The sequence below is a fragment of the Corynebacterium kefirresidentii genome, from assembly GCF_016599755.1.
GTDB lineage: Bacteria > Actinomycetota > Actinomycetes > Mycobacteriales > Mycobacteriaceae > Corynebacterium > Corynebacterium kefirresidentii.
The window spans coordinates 962,282-978,602 of sequence record NZ_CP067012.1 but is presented as its reverse complement, the minus strand read 5'-3'; the positions used below and the strand labels follow the sequence as shown (position 1 = coordinate 978,602).

Annotated in this window: 14 protein-coding genes; 1 reads left to right on the top strand and 13 read right to left on the bottom strand. The window is 59.1% G+C overall.

The genetic code is table 11. The features are described from left to right. Positions 1–4: 4 nt before the first annotated feature. Positions 5–3,175 (bottom strand): isoleucine--tRNA ligase, encoded by a 3,171-nt coding sequence (gene ileS / locus I6I12_RS04775; RefSeq protein ID WP_200288873.1) that lies wholly within the window; start codon positions 3,173–3,175, stop codon positions 5–7. Between the two features lie 288 nt (positions 3,176–3,463). On the opposite strand from ileS, the gene I6I12_RS04770 reads away from it, so the two are divergent. After that, the gene (locus tag I6I12_RS04770) at positions 3,464–4,465 is read left to right on the top strand and encodes an HNH endonuclease signature motif containing protein (RefSeq protein ID WP_200288872.1); all 1,002 of its coding nucleotides are present in this window, start codon (positions 3,464–3,466) and stop codon (positions 4,463–4,465) included. 49 nt (positions 4,466–4,514) lie between these two features. Here the strand turns inward: I6I12_RS04770 and I6I12_RS04765 are convergent, their stop codons facing one another. The 12 genes from I6I12_RS04765 to murD form a co-directional block, all read right to left on the bottom strand. Beyond that, the gene (locus tag I6I12_RS04765; protein WP_200288871.1) at positions 4,515–4,736 is read right to left on the bottom strand and encodes a zinc-binding dehydrogenase; all 222 of its coding nucleotides are present in this window, start codon (positions 4,734–4,736) and stop codon (positions 4,515–4,517) included. Positions 4,737–4,835: 99 nt separating this feature from the next. Next, positions 4,836–6,011 carry a DivIVA domain-containing protein gene (locus I6I12_RS04760; RefSeq protein ID WP_200288870.1) on the bottom strand — a complete coding sequence of 392 codons (1,176 nt, stop codon included), beginning with the start codon at positions 6,009–6,011 and terminating at the stop codon, positions 4,836–4,838. Positions 6,012–6,215: 204 nt separating this feature from the next. Further along, positions 6,216–6,509 (bottom strand): YggT family protein, encoded by a 294-nt coding sequence (locus tag I6I12_RS04755; RefSeq protein WP_023021209.1) that lies wholly within the window; start codon positions 6,507–6,509, stop codon positions 6,216–6,218. 76 nt (positions 6,510–6,585) lie between these two features. Continuing rightward, on the bottom strand, positions 6,586–7,038 hold the full coding sequence (locus I6I12_RS04750) for a cell division protein SepF (protein WP_023021208.1): 453 nt from the start codon (positions 7,036–7,038) through the stop codon (positions 6,586–6,588). 104 nt (positions 7,039–7,142) lie between these two features. Beyond that, positions 7,143–7,841, bottom strand: a complete 699-nt coding sequence (locus I6I12_RS04745; protein ID WP_023021207.1) for a YggS family pyridoxal phosphate-dependent enzyme — start codon at positions 7,839–7,841, stop codon at positions 7,143–7,145. Further along, complete coding sequence (pgeF, locus tag I6I12_RS04740; protein WP_023021206.1) at positions 7,841–8,572, bottom strand: peptidoglycan editing factor PgeF; 732 nt, start codon at positions 8,570–8,572, stop codon at positions 7,841–7,843. Before pgeF ends, I6I12_RS04745 begins: the two co-directional genes overlap by 1 nt. A 24-nt stretch (positions 8,573–8,596) precedes the next feature. Beyond that, entirely contained in the window at positions 8,597–9,916 is a 1,320-nt protein-coding gene (gene ftsZ, locus I6I12_RS04735; protein ID WP_200288869.1) for a cell division protein FtsZ, read from the bottom strand. Positions 9,917–10,225: 309 nt separating this feature from the next. Next, the gene (locus I6I12_RS04730) at positions 10,226–10,897 is read right to left on the bottom strand and encodes a cell division protein FtsQ/DivIB (RefSeq protein ID WP_200288868.1); all 672 of its coding nucleotides are present in this window, start codon (positions 10,895–10,897) and stop codon (positions 10,226–10,228) included. Beyond that, positions 10,897–12,360, bottom strand: coding sequence for a UDP-N-acetylmuramate--L-alanine ligase (gene murC / locus I6I12_RS04725; protein WP_200288867.1), 1,464 nt, complete (start codon positions 12,358–12,360; stop codon positions 10,897–10,899). Before murC ends, I6I12_RS04730 begins: the two co-directional genes overlap by 1 nt. Next, positions 12,361–13,461, bottom strand: coding sequence for an undecaprenyldiphospho-muramoylpentapeptide beta-N-acetylglucosaminyltransferase (murG, locus tag I6I12_RS04720; protein ID WP_200288866.1), 1,101 nt, complete (start codon positions 13,459–13,461; stop codon positions 12,361–12,363). Positions 13,462–13,484: 23 nt separating this feature from the next. Then, the gene (locus tag I6I12_RS04715; protein WP_200288865.1) at positions 13,485–14,885 is read right to left on the bottom strand and encodes an FtsW/RodA/SpoVE family cell cycle protein; all 1,401 of its coding nucleotides are present in this window, start codon (positions 14,883–14,885) and stop codon (positions 13,485–13,487) included. Positions 14,886–14,913: 28 nt separating this feature from the next. Next, a complete protein-coding gene (murD, locus tag I6I12_RS04710; protein WP_200288864.1) occupies positions 14,914–16,305 on the bottom strand; it encodes a UDP-N-acetylmuramoyl-L-alanine--D-glutamate ligase in 1,392 nt (463 codons plus the stop codon). Positions 16,306–16,321: the final 16 nt, after the last annotated feature.

The window sequence follows — 16,321 nt, the reverse complement described above, 5'->3', positions numbered from 1 at the left end:
CGCGCTACTGCTTGACGACGGTAGCGCTAACCCCCTTAACCACCTCGTGCACGCCCTCGCCATCAAGCGCCTCGGTGGTCACTTGGAAGTCGGTGGCGAGTACTTCACCGGCTATATGGTCGGCGTGACGCTCAGCCCATGCCTTCTTCGCCTCCGGTACGGCAAGTACGGCCGCGATGCGATCCGAAACCTCGAATCCAGAAGCCTTGCGGGCGTCCTGGAGGCCACGGATAACGTCAGCAGCCCAGCCTTCGGCCTCGAGCTCTTCGGTCACCTCAGTATCGAGTACCACAAGGCCATCGAGCCCGTCGATACGCGCGGTCGACTTCGGGTTCGCCGCCTGGAGGCGCTCCGTGTACTCATCCGGACCAAGCACAATATCGCCGTCAACCACGACCTCATCGCCGCGGCGCTCATAATTGCCCGCCTTGAGGTTCTTGATGGCGCGCTGCACGTCCTTGCCCAAGCGCGGGCCGGCGACCTTGGCGTTGCAGACTACCTGGAAGGTGCCCACCGAATCGACATCATCGGTAAGCTCAACTTCCTTAACGTTGACCTCGTCGCGAATGATATCGGCAAAGTCCGCCAAACGCTGTGCCCCTGCAAGAGCCACCGTCAGCTTCGGCAGCGGCAACCGGTTGCGCAACTTATTGGACTTGCGCACCGACGATGCCGCCGAGGCCACCGCACGGGTCGCATCCATCGCAGACACCAGATCTGCATCGGCTGGGTAATCCGCGGCCTGCGGGAAATCCGCCAAGTGCACAGAACGCTCGCCGGTTAGCCCGCGGTAGATAACTTCCGCCACGTGCGGCAAAAGCGGCGCGACCACGCGAGTCACGGTTTCCAACACGGTGTACAAGGTATTGAAGGCCTCAGGATGGGCTTCCTCGCCCTCCCAGAATCGCTCGCGCGAGCGACGCACGTACCAGTTGGTCAAAACGTCTGCAAACAGGCGTACCTCTTCGGTTGCCGTAGAGATATCGGTATCGGCAAGCGCCGCGTCCACCTTAGCTACGACATCGTGGGTTTTGGCCAAGATATAGCGGTCCAAAACATGCGTAGAGGTGGTGTCGAACTTGGCTTCTTTTTCCGCGTAGAGCTGCAGGAAAGTATAGGCGTTCCAAATAGGCAAGATAGCCTGGCGCACGCCCTCGCGGATGCCCTGCTCGGTCACGATGAGGTTGCCACCGCGCAGGATAGGCGAAGACATCAGGAACCAGCGCATGGCATCCGAACCGTCACGGTCAAAGACTTCATTGACGTTTGGATAATTGCCCTTGGACTTGGACATCTTGAGGCCATCGTTGCCCAGCACGATGCCATGGGCTACGACCTTCTTGTATGCCGGACGATCAAACAGCGCGGTGGACAGCGCGTGCATCACATAGAACCAGCCACGCGTTTGACCGGAGTACTCCACGATGAAGTCAGACGGCGAGTGGGTTTCAAACCACTCTTTATTCTCGAAGGGGTAGTGCTTCTGCGCGAACGGCATCGAGCCGGACTCGAACCAGCAGTCCAATACGTCCGGCACGCGACGCATCATAGACTTGCCGGTTGGATCGTCCGGGTTCGGGCGCACCAACTCATCGATGTGCGGGCGGTGCAGGGACTCCGGGCGGACGCCGAAGTCACGCTCCAGCTCATCCAAGGAGCCGTAGACATCCATGCGTGGGTAATTGTCATCATCGGACATCCACACCGGGATAGGCGCACCCCAGTAGCGGGTACGCGAGATATTCCAGTCGCGCGCACCCTCGAGCCACTTGCCAAACTGACCGTCCCGAATGTGCTCCGGCAGCCACTCGATCTCATTGTGGTTGAGCTCCACCATGCGATCGCGGAACTCGGTTACCTTCACAAACCAGGCTGGCAGAGCCATGTAGATTAGCGGCTCACCCGAGCGCCACGAATGCGGGTAAGAGTGCTCGATGGTCACGTGGCGCACCACTCGCCCAGCGGCCTTCAAGTCCTTGATGATGTCCTTATTGGCATCAAAAACCAGCTGTCCCTCATACGGCGGTACCTGCGAGGTGAACTTGCCGTCCTCGTCCACTGGGATAACCAGCTCGATATCGTACTGGTTAGTGGTATTCATATCGTCTTCACCAAACGCCGGAGCCTGGTGAACCACGCCGGTGCCATCCTCGGTAGTGACATAATCAGCGACCAATACCTGGTAAGCATTGCGCAAATCCGGGAAGAAACCAAAGATCGGCTCATAGGTAAAGCCCTCGAGCTGCGCGCCGGTGAAGGTCTCCAGTACCTCGGCCTCACCTAGTTCCTTTTCCAAGGTAGCCAGCAGGTTTTCCGCCATGATGAAGGTACGACCGGAAAAATCGCCCTCGGTGGCCCTAAAGAGCACGTAAGAGACCTCTGGGTGAACCGCCAATGCCTCATTAGAAGGCAAGGTCCAGGGGGTGGTGGTCCAGGCGAGGAAGGAGGCGTCGGCAAGCGCGGGGTGCTCCGCCAGTGTCTTTTCTGCCGCGCTTCCCTCACGAGCGCCGTCCACAGGGAAGGTAACCGTCAGGGTCGGGTCCTGACGCATCTTATAGGAGTCATCCAGTCGGGTCTCCTGGTTGGACAGAGAAGTATGCTCTGCCCAAGAGTAAGGAAGGACGCGGAATCCCTTGTAGATCAGGCCTTTGTCATAAAGCTCCTTGAACGCCCACATGACCGATTCCATGTAGTTGATGTCCATGGTCTTGTAGCCGTTGTCAAAATCCACCCAGCGGGCCTGGCGGTTGACGTATTCTTCCCACTCGTCGGTGTATTCCAACACGGACTTTGCGCAGTATTCATTGAACTTTTCCAAGCCCATGTCCTCGATCTGCGCTTTATCAGTAATACCCAGCTGCTTTTCCGCTTCCAGCTCGGCGGGCAGACCGTGGGTATCCCAGCCGAAGACACGAGGCACGTAATTGCCAGCCATGGTGCGATAGCGCGGAACGATATCTTTTACATAACCGGTCAACAGGTGACCATAGTGCGGCAAGCCATTAGCAAAGGGAGGGCCATCATAGAAGATGTATTCTGGGCAATCCTTTGTCTTTTCTAGCGAAGCCTGGAAGGTATCATCCTGCTTCCAGTACTTCTGAACTTCCTCTTCCATATCCGGGAAGCGACTTGAGCCTCCGGTCATGTCAACCTTGGGGTAAATCTTTTTCGCCATTACAATCCTTCACTCATCACTCGGTGCAGGGACGCGCCTGTCAGGCTCGCGGTACCACCCTGCTTGAGCCCGAAGGCTCCGCTTCGTTTCGGTGAAGGAGTTGACGGTCCCACCCGTTCAGTTCTACTAGGCCGCACTGGCTGTTCTTCTGAATTGCTCCCCGGTGATGGCCGGATCACTGCATGTAGCACAAAGTATAGCGCCCCAGAATCTTCGTGCACAATAAGTTATCCACAGGCTAAAAATTTTCCCTTGTGGGGGCTTGCGCGGGGCAATAAATTGTGAGTCGTGAACGCGCTAGATACTTACCTCGCAGCCATGGCACCTGGGATGGACATCGTCCTTGGGTGCGCAGGCATGTCTGAGGACGACCTCTGCGCACGGGGCGCTGCCGAAAAGACTGCCCGCGAGCTGGCCTTGTTAAAGGAAGCATACTGCGGCACGACCAAGTTCACGGGGAAACGTCGCCGCGCTATCGAAGGCGCCCAGCACAATGGGCATTCCATTGTTGCCTTATCCATCATTGAAAAGTATGCGCGGAAAATGCCTACGCTTTTCGACGCCTGGGTTCTCCGCGAACAACTCTGCACCACCAAGGCCACAGCAGGGGCGCTGGAGAAGCTGGCTCAGTCCAAAGTCCCGAAGAAAAAGCGCACTGTGAAACCGGGCGTGCGCATCATCCGACGCAAAGATGCTCCGTGGACGCTTGCGATCGATGGATCGTCTTCGTTTATCGCGGATTTGCACGCAGCGGTAGAAAACCAGAATAAAAAGCCGCTAGAGGTGGTGGAAGATACCTTCTTCGGGGACGATAGCGCGCAACGGAGCACCGTAGTAACCAATGTCATCGTGCGACTGGAAGATTACGTACGCATCGTCAACGGTGACGGTGAGGAAATCACCCTGCAGATGACAAACGGGGCAACGCTTTCGGGTGCGCAATACTTGCGCCGCACGTTAAAGGAACATGGACTCATCACGCTGGTCAGCCCCTACGAAGGCGCGGTGAACCTGTATCGCACGGAGCGCTTCGCCAATGCTAAACAGCGATTGATGGCGGGTGCAGAAAATCCTGTGTGCCCGTGGCCGCGGTGCGCTAAGCCAGCCGACGAATGCCAAATTCACCATTTGGAACCCTGGCTACACGGTGGATTGACCAATATCGCAAACTTATCCACAGCCTGCGCCTACCACAATGGAGCCAACGATGACGATCCCAATGCCCCACCGCTACGCGGGCGACTTAGCCGCACGAATGGGCAGATTCGGTGGCAGCCCCCTGACTGCTAAGACAAGACCGCGAAATAAGGCGCCTCGAGCGCCTTTTTGGCGTGCTATTTTAGTTCTCGCGTAAAGCCTCGCGCAAGGAATCTTGCTCAGGGTGTTGTGCTGCCCGGGCTTTATCGCTGCGATGCTTATGCGCCCAATCCAGAATAAAGCACACCAGACCGAGGCCAGCGGCGGCGAAGACGATATACAGCGACCAGTCGGCACCCGAGATGACGAAGTTGACCAAGGCTACGAATGCCACGAGGGCGAGAACTAAGGCGGCAACAAGCACAATGGTTCCTTTCGGTTAGGTCGGGATAGGGCACCACGGTCTAAAACAACAATAGCGCCCCCGCAGCGGTGGCGGGGGCGCTAGAGAGAACGCGGTGGCTTAGTTATTGCCAGCTTCGCCGTTCGGTGCGGCGGTGCCGCGAGTAGCCAGCTCTTCCAGCTGAGACTCGAGCAAGGTCTTCAGGCGAGTGCGGTACTCGCGCTCGAAGGTACGCAGCTCGGAGATACGAGCCTCCAGTGCGGTCTGCTGCTGCTTGACCGTGTTCATAACCTCGGTGTGCTTGCGCTCAGCATCGGCCTGCAAGGAAGCAGCCTTCTCCTCAGCCTGACGGATTTGTGCCTCAGCACGGGAGGACGCATCGGACTCGGTCTGCTTTGCCTTAGCCTCGGCGTCAGACACCAGCTTCTTGGAGCGGGAATCCGCGTCCTGCAGCTGGGCATCGTACTTCTTCTGGGCGTCGGCAAGCTGCGCCTTGGAACGAGAGTCTGCGTCGGTCAGCTGCTTCTCGGCGGCGGTGCGTGCCTCCGACAGCATGGACTCGGACTCCGCACGAGCCTCGGAGGTCAGGCGGTCTGCCATCTCCTGTGCCAGACCCAGAACGCGAGCGGCCTGCATGTGGGTTTCTGGGGTAGCCAGACCATCTGCAGCCTGAGCTGCACCAGCGCCTGCAAGGCCTGCAGCTGCAACGCCGGCCTTGGAAGAACCAGCTGCGGAAGCGGACTTCTTCAGCTCATCATTTTCCTTCTTGGAAGCCTCAAGGTCCTTCTTTGCCTGTGCAGCCTCTGCACGAGCTGCCTCGGCTTCCTTCTTTGCCTGTGCTGCCTCATTGCGGGCGGCCTTCAGGTCTGCAGAAGCGGAAGCGGCGGCAGAGCCGGTCTCCTGTGCCTTGGATGCCTCCGCCTGGGCTGCCTTTACCTGCTCGCGTGCCTTCTTGGTTTCTTCCTTAGCGCGGGACAGCTCGGACTTGGAGTCCGCCAGCTTGGTTTCGTACTCGGCGCGCAGCTTGGCCTCAATCTCCTTGCGCAGTGCAGCCTCATCGGTACGAGTGGACGCTGCCGTTGCGGTACCAGCGGCACCGGCGCCAGCGCCCGCCTTGGCCTGAGAGTTGAGATCGCTGACCTGTGCCTGTAGATCTTCGTTCTCATCCTGCAGCTGGGCAAGCGCATCCTCTACGAGGTCGAGGAACTGATCCACCTCGTCTTCGTTGTAGCCGCGCTTGCCAATGGGCGGCTTGCTGAACGCGACGTTGTGAACATCAGCTGGTGACAGTGGCATGTCTTCTCTTCCCCTTCAGGTTGATACAACCCCGGAGGTTCCAGGGCCTTAGGAGCTGCGGTTCAGGTCTAACTAAACCTTCCCCACAAAGGTACATGTGGTTCATAATACGGGTTATCGCGATTTATCGTAACCAAACGACCACAATAATCGACGCCCCGCCGAGTCTCAACGTTTACCACAGGTTGCGAGGCGACGGGGGTGCTAACCGAAAAATACGATTTGCAAGATTCGTGTAAGTATCGAAAGCAAAATAAATAGCACGAGCACCGATACGTCGAGGGCCACCCCGCCCATCTGGAGCGGCGGGATCAAACGGCGTAGCGCCTTTACCGGCGGATCCGTAATTACAAACAGTGGCTCCGCTACAACCATAAACCAACGTGGCGGGTTAAACTGCCGGGAGAAGGATTGAATCATCTCAATGATGATGCGGGCGATGAGAACCCACGTATAAATCCGCACGAGCAGGATAAGAATAATTCCGAGTTGTGTCACAATAACCGAGCCTATCTAATAGACCCCCGCAGGTGCCCAATCGGCACCCCACGGGGGTCAAGAAAAACTTACCGCTTTAGCGCAGGCCAGCGGCGCGCTCGAGCTCGTGCCTAGCGATGTCCGCAGACTTCGGCACGATAGAAAAGACCTTGCGCTCGGTATCCAATCCCTTGGTGAGGTTAAGCATGCGCCCTTCCAAGCCGAAGCAGAGACCGGCAGCGAAGTCGATGAAGCGCTTTGCGGTGGCCTTGTCGGCGTCGGTAAGCTCAAAGACCACTGCGTCGCCGTCGCGGAAAGGCTCGCCCACCTTGGCAGCGTCATTGAAAGACGTCAGCGAAATAGCCACGATGGTCGGCACAAACTCTTCTTTCACCGGAGCAGGCTCATAAGACTGCGGAGCACGACGCGGGGCGTAGGCGGAGGAGGCATTTTCGGAATAACGCGGCTCCTCGCTGTAGTAGGCATCGTCTTCTTCGATGTCCACCGGGCCCAGCCCGAAGAAATCCTTCGTCTTATCAATGAATGACATTTTTGGGTCTCCCTCTGACCTAAATTTGTACAAGTCTAAACGCGCAAAATGTGTCTAGTGTGACTCATGTGATTTACGCTGTGAAATGCGCTTTTGCAATGCTTTCAACCTACTGGCCGCGGCCCCATGATACTGGTTCCGACACGCACGATATCGCTGCCCGCAGCAATTGCTTCGGCCATGTCCGCGCTCATTCCAGCAGACAATTTCAGCGGGCGCTTCAGCGCGGCAGATAGCCGGTCGACCTCATCTCGCACACCGCGAAAGACCTCGCCCGCATCGGCGTCGAGGGGCGGGACTACCATGAGGCCAGCGAAGTCGAGGTGTTCGCTTCCTTCTACTGCTTCGACGAGCTCGTCGAGCGCGTGGCGTGAAACGCCTCCGCGAGCGTCATCGCCATCGGCAGACACTTGGACAAAGACCGGCAGGTTGCTCTCGCGTTCCCCTCGTTCCTTTGCCAAGGCGACGCCCCGTTCCAAAGCCTGAGCAAGTTTGAGGGAATCAAGCGAATGAACGCTGGCCGCCCAACGAGCCACGTGATTGGCCTTTTTGGTCTGGATCTGGCCGATCATATGGAAACGCAGCTGTGGCAATTCGGCAGCTTTGGCGCGAGCTTCTTGCTCCCGGTTTTCGGCAACGTCACTAACCCCGAGTTCAGCAAGTAGGGCGATATCCGCAGCTGGATGAAACTTCGTCACCGGCAGTAGCTGCGGGGGCTTGCGGTCTGCTTGCGCCGATAGCCGTTCAATCTCAGCTCGAGTAGCGGCGAGATTTTCTCGTAGCTGTGCTTTACGGTCTGCCATTAGTTAGCCTCCAACCAGATCAGCCCGGCCTGGCGGCCGGTAGTGCCTTCGCGGCGATAGGAAAAGAAATTTTCGTCTTCAATTGTGCAGCGCGGATCGGATTCAATCGCGGTGATGCCGAGGCCCATGAGCTGGCGGATCAAACCTGCGCGAACGTCAATTCCCCAGGTTCCTTTCGACGTCCGCGTCTTCGAACCGGGCAGCCGACGTTCTACATCCTCAGCCATCTCTTTCGGCACCTCGTAGTTTTTGCCGGAGGCAGCTGGTCCCATAACCACCTGGATGCGCTCGGGCTGAGCGCCGAGTTTCTCCATTTCGCGCACGGTATTGACGATGATGCCGTTGCGGGCGCCCAAGCGGCCAGCGTGGGCGGCGGCGATGACACCAGCGGCGACGTCGACAAACAGAACCGGCGTGCAATCTGCAACAAGGACGCCCAGCCCAAGGCGGCGCTGCGTGGTGACAATCGCGTCGGTGGCTGGCACAGGTTCATCCTGTGGACCATCGATAACGGTGACTGTATTGGTGTGTAGTTGTTCCATCCACACGATATCGTCCACGCCGGTCACACGCTTTAAGCGGTCGCGGTTTGCGGCAACCGCGGCGGGGTCATCGCCGACATGGTGCCCTAGGTTAAAAGAGTCATATGGAATAGCAGACGCCCCGCCGGCACGGCTGGTAAAGACCATGCGGACGGGGCGTTTGGTGCGATGTTCCTCGTTTACTGGCATGCACACCAGCGTAGCGCTTTGCGCTTAGCGCATGAAGGAAGGCACGTCCAGATCGTCGTCGCCATCATCATCGCGGCGCTGGGACGGGCGAGACAGACGGTAGTCATCGCGACGCTCCTCGCGGGAGAAACGGTCAGAGTTGGTGAACAGACCGGTAGATTCTGGTCGGCGCTCCTCGGCAGGGTGCTCTGGGGTGTAGCGCTCCCGCTCCTGGCCGGCACGCGGCTCGTAGGAGTGGCGCGGGGAGTAGTCATCTTGTACCGGCTCGGCCACACCAGGCTGTGCCGGAGCCGGGGTGACGGGCTCTGCGGCCGCGCGCTGGCGATTATCAAAAAGGGACCCCGGCTTGCGCTGTTCCTGCTGCTTCTGCGGTTGTGCAGCGGCCTGGGTCATATTGGCCTCGGCATCAAAGCCGGTGGCAATGATGGTGATGCGGATTTCATCACCCAAGGTGTCATCGATGATAGTGCCGAAGATGAGGTTGACGTCTTCGTCAGCGCGCTCCTCCACCATGGAAGCCGCGGCATTAACCTCGTGCAGGCCTAGGTCGGAACCGCCGGCGATAGACAACAGCACGCCCTTGGCGCCTTCCATCGTCGATTCCAAAAGCGGGGAATTAATGGCCTGCTCGGCAGCGGTCATGGCGCGATTATCGCCGCGGGCAGAGCCGATGCCCATCAGGGCAGAACCGGCGTCGGACATGACGGAGCGGACGTCGGCAAAGTCGACGTTGATCATGCCAGGGATGGTGATCAGATTGGTAATACCCTGCACACCATTGTGCAGCACCTCATCGGCGGCGCGGAAAGCCTCGACAATGGAAAGCTCTTCCCCACCGAGCTGCATCAGGCGGTCGTTCGGGATAACGATAAGCGTGTCGCATACCTCACGCAGCTCTTCGATGCCGGCCATAGCCTGGCGGGTACGGCGGGCACCCTCGAACTTGAACGGACGGGTGACAACGCCCACGGTCAACGCACCCATCTTCTTCGCGATGGATGCCACAACCGGAGCGGCACCGGTGCCGGTACCGCCGCCTTCGCCAGCAGTCACGAAGACCATATCGGAACCCTGTAGGGCGTCTTCGATTTCGGACTTGTGATCTTCTGCGGAGGTCTTGCCCACCTCAGGGTTAGCGCCGGCGCCAAGGCCACGGGTGGCCTCGCGGCCGATATCCAGCTTGGTATCGGCATCAGAGAAGATGAGGGCCTGAGAGTCAGTGTTGATGGCGACGAACTGAACGCCCTTGAGGCCTTCTTCGATCATGCGGTTGACGGCGTTGACGCCGCCACCGCCGACGCCGACGACCTTGATATCCGCGAGATTGTTATTGGAAGAGATCATGTGAGTTGGTCTCACCTTTCGCTACTTTAAGTCTGCACGTGCATTAAACGAGGAATGTAATGCGGTCCGCCGAAGGCGAATCGCGTTCCTTTCCATCTTTAACGACAGCCGTGTAATTTTCACGCACATTTTGCGCGTGTCGAGACCCTCAAGTTGCACTTTAGGGTTGTTCACCTGCGGTTTTGTTAGTCACACCCGCACCATCCGCCCCACATTGGTGCCAGAGAAAAGGCCCCTGCAGCGCACGCGCTTAAGCGGCGCTGCAGGGACCACAGAAGGGTAAAAAATGCGTCCGGGGGCACCCGTCCCCTATCCGCGGGTGGTCACCAACTCAGGGTTGGAAATATTCCACTCGCGACCTTCCATCTTCAACACGGTGGCAAAGGCACGCGCCTTGTCATCATCATTGGAGTCGCTCGCGCCCCAAAAGACGCGGCGGCCATCCTTAGTGGTAAAGATGAGCGAGTATTCATCGGCCACATCAAGGGTTCCTACTTGGTTGCGCACATCATCCGATAACGCAGCGATCGCGCGCACCGCGTCTTGGGTTTGGCGGGAGCCGCTATCAACAGAACCAGTGACCTCAACCGCGCCGGCGGGAGGCTCCGCGGAGGTAAATTCCTCGCCCTTATCATCAATCAGGAAAGGCTTATTATCGCGCTTTACAAAAGCCACAGCCTTGTGTTCGTCCACATTGATAGTCAAGGTGGAGGGGAAATCGCGCGAGACAGTTACCGAATCAACCCAATCCAATCCAGCAACACCGGAGGCTGCCTTGCCTGCATCTACGCGCAGGAGGTTTTCTCCTTCGGCAACCCCGGCGGCCTCCTCTACCTGCGCAGCATCAAGCTGGTGGGTACCTTCCACCTGAAAATGGCGGACTTTTAAGATGGGCACCGTCCACACTACGACGGCAATGATCAAGGCTACGACAACGACAGCTGCACTGATCCCGGCAATGAGCTTGGTGGATACGCGCACTAGCTCGCCCGCAATTCATCGAGAATTTCTGCCGCGACCATAGTTACCGAGCCAGCACCGATGGTCAGCACAACATCGCCAGGTTCTACGAGCGAAACAACGTCGCGGGCAGCGGCAGAAAAATCTGGTTCGAAGATGACCTGCATGTCACTTGGCATTTTATCGGTAATGATGCGGGAGGTAATTCCCTCCACAGGTTGTTCGCGCGCGCCGTAGATGTCGAGGACTACGGCGGCGTCGGCAAGCGAGAGCGCTTGGGCAAACTCGGCGTCAAATTCAATGGTGCGCGAGTACAGGTGCGGCTGGAAGCAGGCGATGACACGGCCGCCGTGGCCTTCGGCCTCAACCTTTGCCCGAGCGGCGCGCAGAACTGCAGCAACCTCGGTGGGATGGTGCGCATAGTCATCAAAGACGCGCACGGGCTTGCCCTGCTTGTCGACGCTCCCCCGGTACTCAAAGCGCCGGCGCACACCGCTAAAATCAGCCAATCCCTCAGCAATGGCAGCCGGGGCGCCACCGGAAAGCACACCAGCCAACAAGGCGCCCATCGAGTTAAGCACCATGTGGTGTCCCGGGATCTGCAGCTCGTAGCGCACAGTTTCAGAGATGCCAGGAAGGTTAACCTTTACGGTGGTGTCCATCCCCTCAGCGGTGGTCTCCTCGCGTTCCAGCTCAGCAGCCAGAGACACGGTAGTGGTAAAAGACTTGTCCGCTGCGCCATAGGCCACGACGTTGATGCCGCGCTCCTGCGCACGCTCGCCTACTTGGGCGGCGTTCTCATCCTCGGCGCAGACAACAAGATAGCCGGTATCTGGGGTGACCAGGCTAGCAAAGTCATCGAAGACCTTGAAGTAAGCCTCCTCGCTGTGGAAGAAGTCGAGGTGATCGGGCTCGATAGTCGTAAGCACCGCAACATCGGGGCTGTAGCGCAGCAGGGAGGCATCGGATTCATCAGCCTCGGCGACAAAGGCCTCACCGGTGCCGCCGTGGGCGTTGGTGCCCGCGCGATTGAGCTGGCCGCCGATGGCAAAGGAAGGATCGAGACCTGCGTGTTGCATCGCACTCACGGTCATCGACGTAGTGGACGTTTTGCCGTGCGTGCCGGCTAGCAATACCTGCTTGTGGCCTTCCATCAATGCGGCAAGCAAATCGGAGCGGCGGATGACGGGGATATCGTTTTCCTGCGCGGCTACTAGCTCCGGATTGTCTTGCGGAATGGCAGCGAAGGAAGTCACCACGACGGTCGGTAGTTCACCCGATAGGCGCAGGTTTTCGGCAGCGTGCCCGATGGCGACCTTCGCGCCCATGGTGCGCAGCACCTCCACCGGGGTGGAGGCTTTTACATCGGAACCGGTAACCACGGCGCCGCGCGTGGCAAGAATTCGCGCCAGCCCCGACATGCCAGAGCCACCAATGCCGATGAGGTGGACGCGGCGGAGATCGTAGTGTGCGGGATCAGTCATTTACTTTTCCTTCCTTCCGGCGGCGGTTTCGGCCTCGGACACGCGGGCAGCGATGCGGTCTGCGATGGTATTGGCCACGTCGCCGGCGCTGGCGTGGGCGGCGGCATGCGTCATCGATGCTAGACGTTTAGGGTCATCGAGAATGCCGCGCACCTCAGAGATAAGACGCTCAGGGGTCAGCTCCGCATCGGGAATCTGGATGGCAGCGCCCGCCTCGACCACTTCACGGGAATTGAGCGCTTGTTCACCGTTACCATGCGGCAACGGCACGTAAATCGCTGGCAGCCCTGCGGCAGATACTTCGGCAACGGTCATAGCACCGGAGCGGCATACGACGAGATCGGCTACCGCAAGGGCCGAGCCCATATCCTCGATATACGGCAAAGCAGCGTAGTTCGGATGTGCTGCGGGCTCGTCATTCTTCTTGCCATAAGCATGCAGGAGCTGGAAGTCCTTGGCTAGGTCTTCCACTGCCCCAGCAACTGCGCGGTTGATGCTGGCTGCGCCTTGGGAGCCGCCGGTAATGAGGACGGTGGGAAGCTCGGCCAAGTTCCACTTGGTGCGCGCGCCTGCAGCAAGAGTCCCCTTCGGGTCCTCCGCCAAGCTCGGGCGCACGGGAATGCCCACGACCTCACCCGGCATTCCGGAGTCCGGGTGGGCGTTGAGGCCGATGCCGCCCATTTTCACGCCGAGCTTATTGGCGATTCCGGCTAAGGCATTGGTCTCCAAAACATAGAACGGGATCCCAAGGGAGCGCGCAGCAATATAGGCTGGGCCGGCCACGTAGCCGCCGGTGCCAAAAACAACGTCTGCTTCGAGGTCCTTGAGTACCTGCTTGGCCTCCCTCACCGCGCGGGAGAGGTTAAACGGTAGCTTGAAAAGCTGCGCGTTGATTTTGCGCGGAATCGGCACGGGGGTAATCAGTCTAAGGTCCACGCCTCGGGCGGGAATGATATCGCGCTCAAGGCCCTTTTCGGTACCGAGAGCAGTGATGCGAGCGCCGTGGCGCTCACGCAAAGCTTCGCCCACGGCAAGGGCGGGTTCAATGTGTCCGGCAGTGCCGCCACCTGCAATGACGACGGAAATAGGCGTGGAATTCATAGCCTAAAGGCTACCAGCGCCACCTATCGATAGCGGCGCTCGGCGCGCGGATAGCGGCGGCCGCTTCCAGTCACCGGGCGACCAAATTGCTCTTCGCGCACACGGGAGCGTGGCTCCTGCGGGCGGGCGTGACGCCCCCGCTGCTTCTTTTTCGGCTTAGACACCGGCTGCGGCTCGCCAATGAAAAAGAGGCGATCAAAAAACGGGCGGCCAAAGTTCTGCATTGCGGAAATCTGCATCGGCTCGTGGCGCGCTACATTGCACAGCACGCCCATCGAACCGATGGTGATAATCGCCGCGGTACCGCCGGCGGAGATCATGGGCAGCTGAATACCGGTCACTGGCAGCAGGCCAATGACATAGCCAATATTGACGAAGGCCTGAGTAACCACACCGATGGTCAACGAGGCGGCGAGCAAAGATTGGAACTGATTCTGTGCCCGCATCGCGGTGCGCAGGCCCACATATCCCAAAGCGGCAAAGAGCAAGATAACGAGCGCGCCGCCCCACCAGCCAAGCTCCTCACCCACGATGGCGTAAATAAAGTCATTTTTCGCCTCTGGCAGGTAGAACCACTTGGCGCGGGATTGGCCGATGCCAACGCCCCAGAAGCCGCCGTCGGCAAGCGAGAGAAAGCCCTGATAAGACTGGAAACCAGTGCCTTGAGTATCGGAGATATTGCCCAACAAGGCGTCGAAATAGGTGTGGAAGCGATTCGAGCGGAAACCGCCTTTCAAGAAAATCCCAATCAACCCCAAGACCGCGGCAACGCCAATCGTTGCGGGAACTCTCCAGTCAACGCCGGCGAAAATGAGGGTAAAGACCACCACGATGGCGAAGGACAACGCCATGCCCATGTCCCCTTGACCGACGATGAGCAAAAACATTCCTGCAGAAATAAAGGAATACATCATGAAGGGGTCAGAAAGCTTCATGGATTTGTGTTCCTTGTCAGCCAGGACGCTCGCACCAAACATGCCTACGGCAATGCGCGCGAGTTCCGAAGGCTGCAAGGAAAACGGACCGAGGTAAATCCACGACTGCGAACCCACCTCTTCACGGCCGGTGCCTACACCGGGGATAAGCACCGCAATGAGCAAAATAATAGAAAGGCCCACGATCCACGGCACGCACTTGCGCAAAGTATGTGGCGAAACCTGCAGGCCCAGCCAAAAGGCAAGGAGACCAAAAAACACCATGACGCACTGCCGTAGCGCCTGGTTCCACACCCCGCCGTCCTCCGTCAATGACGTGGCCATTGAAGAGGAAAAGACCATGAGCACACCAATGCCCACGAGTGTGAAAATGATAAAGCGCAACAGCTGATAATCCAGGCCGGCCTGCTGGCGGGCTTGCTCGCGCAGCTCACGAACGCGGTCGCCAAAGCTCTTGGAGCGCGGGCGCTGCTGGGAGGTGGCCGTCATATGTTCTCCTGATCTTCAATATCTAGCTCTAGTCGCGGGTGAGCTCCCGCGCGGCTGCGGCAAAGAAGTCACCGCGTTGAGCCATGCCGGTATACATATCCAACGATGCCGCAGCCGGTGCCAAAAGGACGGTATCCCCGGCTTCGGCGTGTTGCAGTGCAGCATCCACCGCTGCATTCATGGCCGCGGCAGGCTCGTTGTTTTCGATAACGTCTACAGGTGCATGTGGTGCGTGTTCGGCCAGTGCCTGGGCGATTTCTTGCCTATCCGCGCCGAGAACTACCGCGGCCTTGATCTGGGCGGCGTGCTTGGCGACGAGCCCGTCTACCGCCGCCCCCTTCAACTGCCCGCCGGCAATCCATACAACGGAATTGAGCCCTTTTAGTGCCGCATCCGCTGCGTGTGGGTTGGTGGCCTTGGAGTTATCGATGAAACTGATGCCGGAATGCTCATGAATCACAGCGCCACGGTGCCCGGCGACGGTATACGCTGCCAGCCCCTGCGCGATGGAGCGCGGGCTAGCGCCTGCCAAGTGCGCGACGCTCGCCGCGGCCGCAGCGTCCAAGACTCCTGCCAAGCCGGCGGGCTCGATACCTTCGGCGGAAGCGAGATCCTCCCGCTCCTGGGCGAGCCGCGAGACAAGGCGGCCGGCGCTTACGCCTACCTCACTCTCTGCAGGTTCAGCGGCGGTAAAACCGTATAGATTAGCTGTATTCTCGGCGTAGCGCACCGCCGCGGCATCGTCCTTGCCCACGACGGCGGCTTGGCCGTCGAGCACCTTGGCTTTGGCCTGCGCATAAGCGTCGAACGAGCCATGCCAATCGAGGTGGTCTTCTGCCAAGTTCAACAGCACGCCCACATCTGGGCGCAACTGGCTAGACCAGTGCAGCTGGAAAGAAGAAAGCTCGGCACAAAGGACGTCGACGCGAGGGGTGGCGGTGAGGGCGTCGAAAAGCGAAACGCCAATATTGCCCACCGCCAGTGCGCGCTTGCCGGTGCGCTCGGCATCGGCCTGCATAATCTGGGCCAACATTCCGGTGGTGGTGGTTTTGCCGTTAGTTCCGGTGACCACTAACCAGGTGCGCGGTGCCCCGAAGACGCCGGATCGGTCCAAGCGATAGGCAAGCTCCACATCGCCGATCACCTCTACCCCAGCGTTCTGAAAAGCAACCAACAAAGGCGAGTCAGGACGCCAGCCGGGCGAGGTAATCACGAGGTCAAACTCGCTTTGGGCAGCGGAGTCAACGGAAACCGTAGCTACGCCGTAGTCCTCCGCCAACGCCTCTAGAGCAGCTTCGTTGGAATCTGCCACGGTAGTGTCCACGCCGAGTCTGGTGAGCATAGCGACGCAACCGCGCCCGGATACTCCCGCCCCAGCCACGAGCACGCGACCGCGCAAGGAGGATGGCAACTCGGTCATCTGTTTTCCTCTTTCC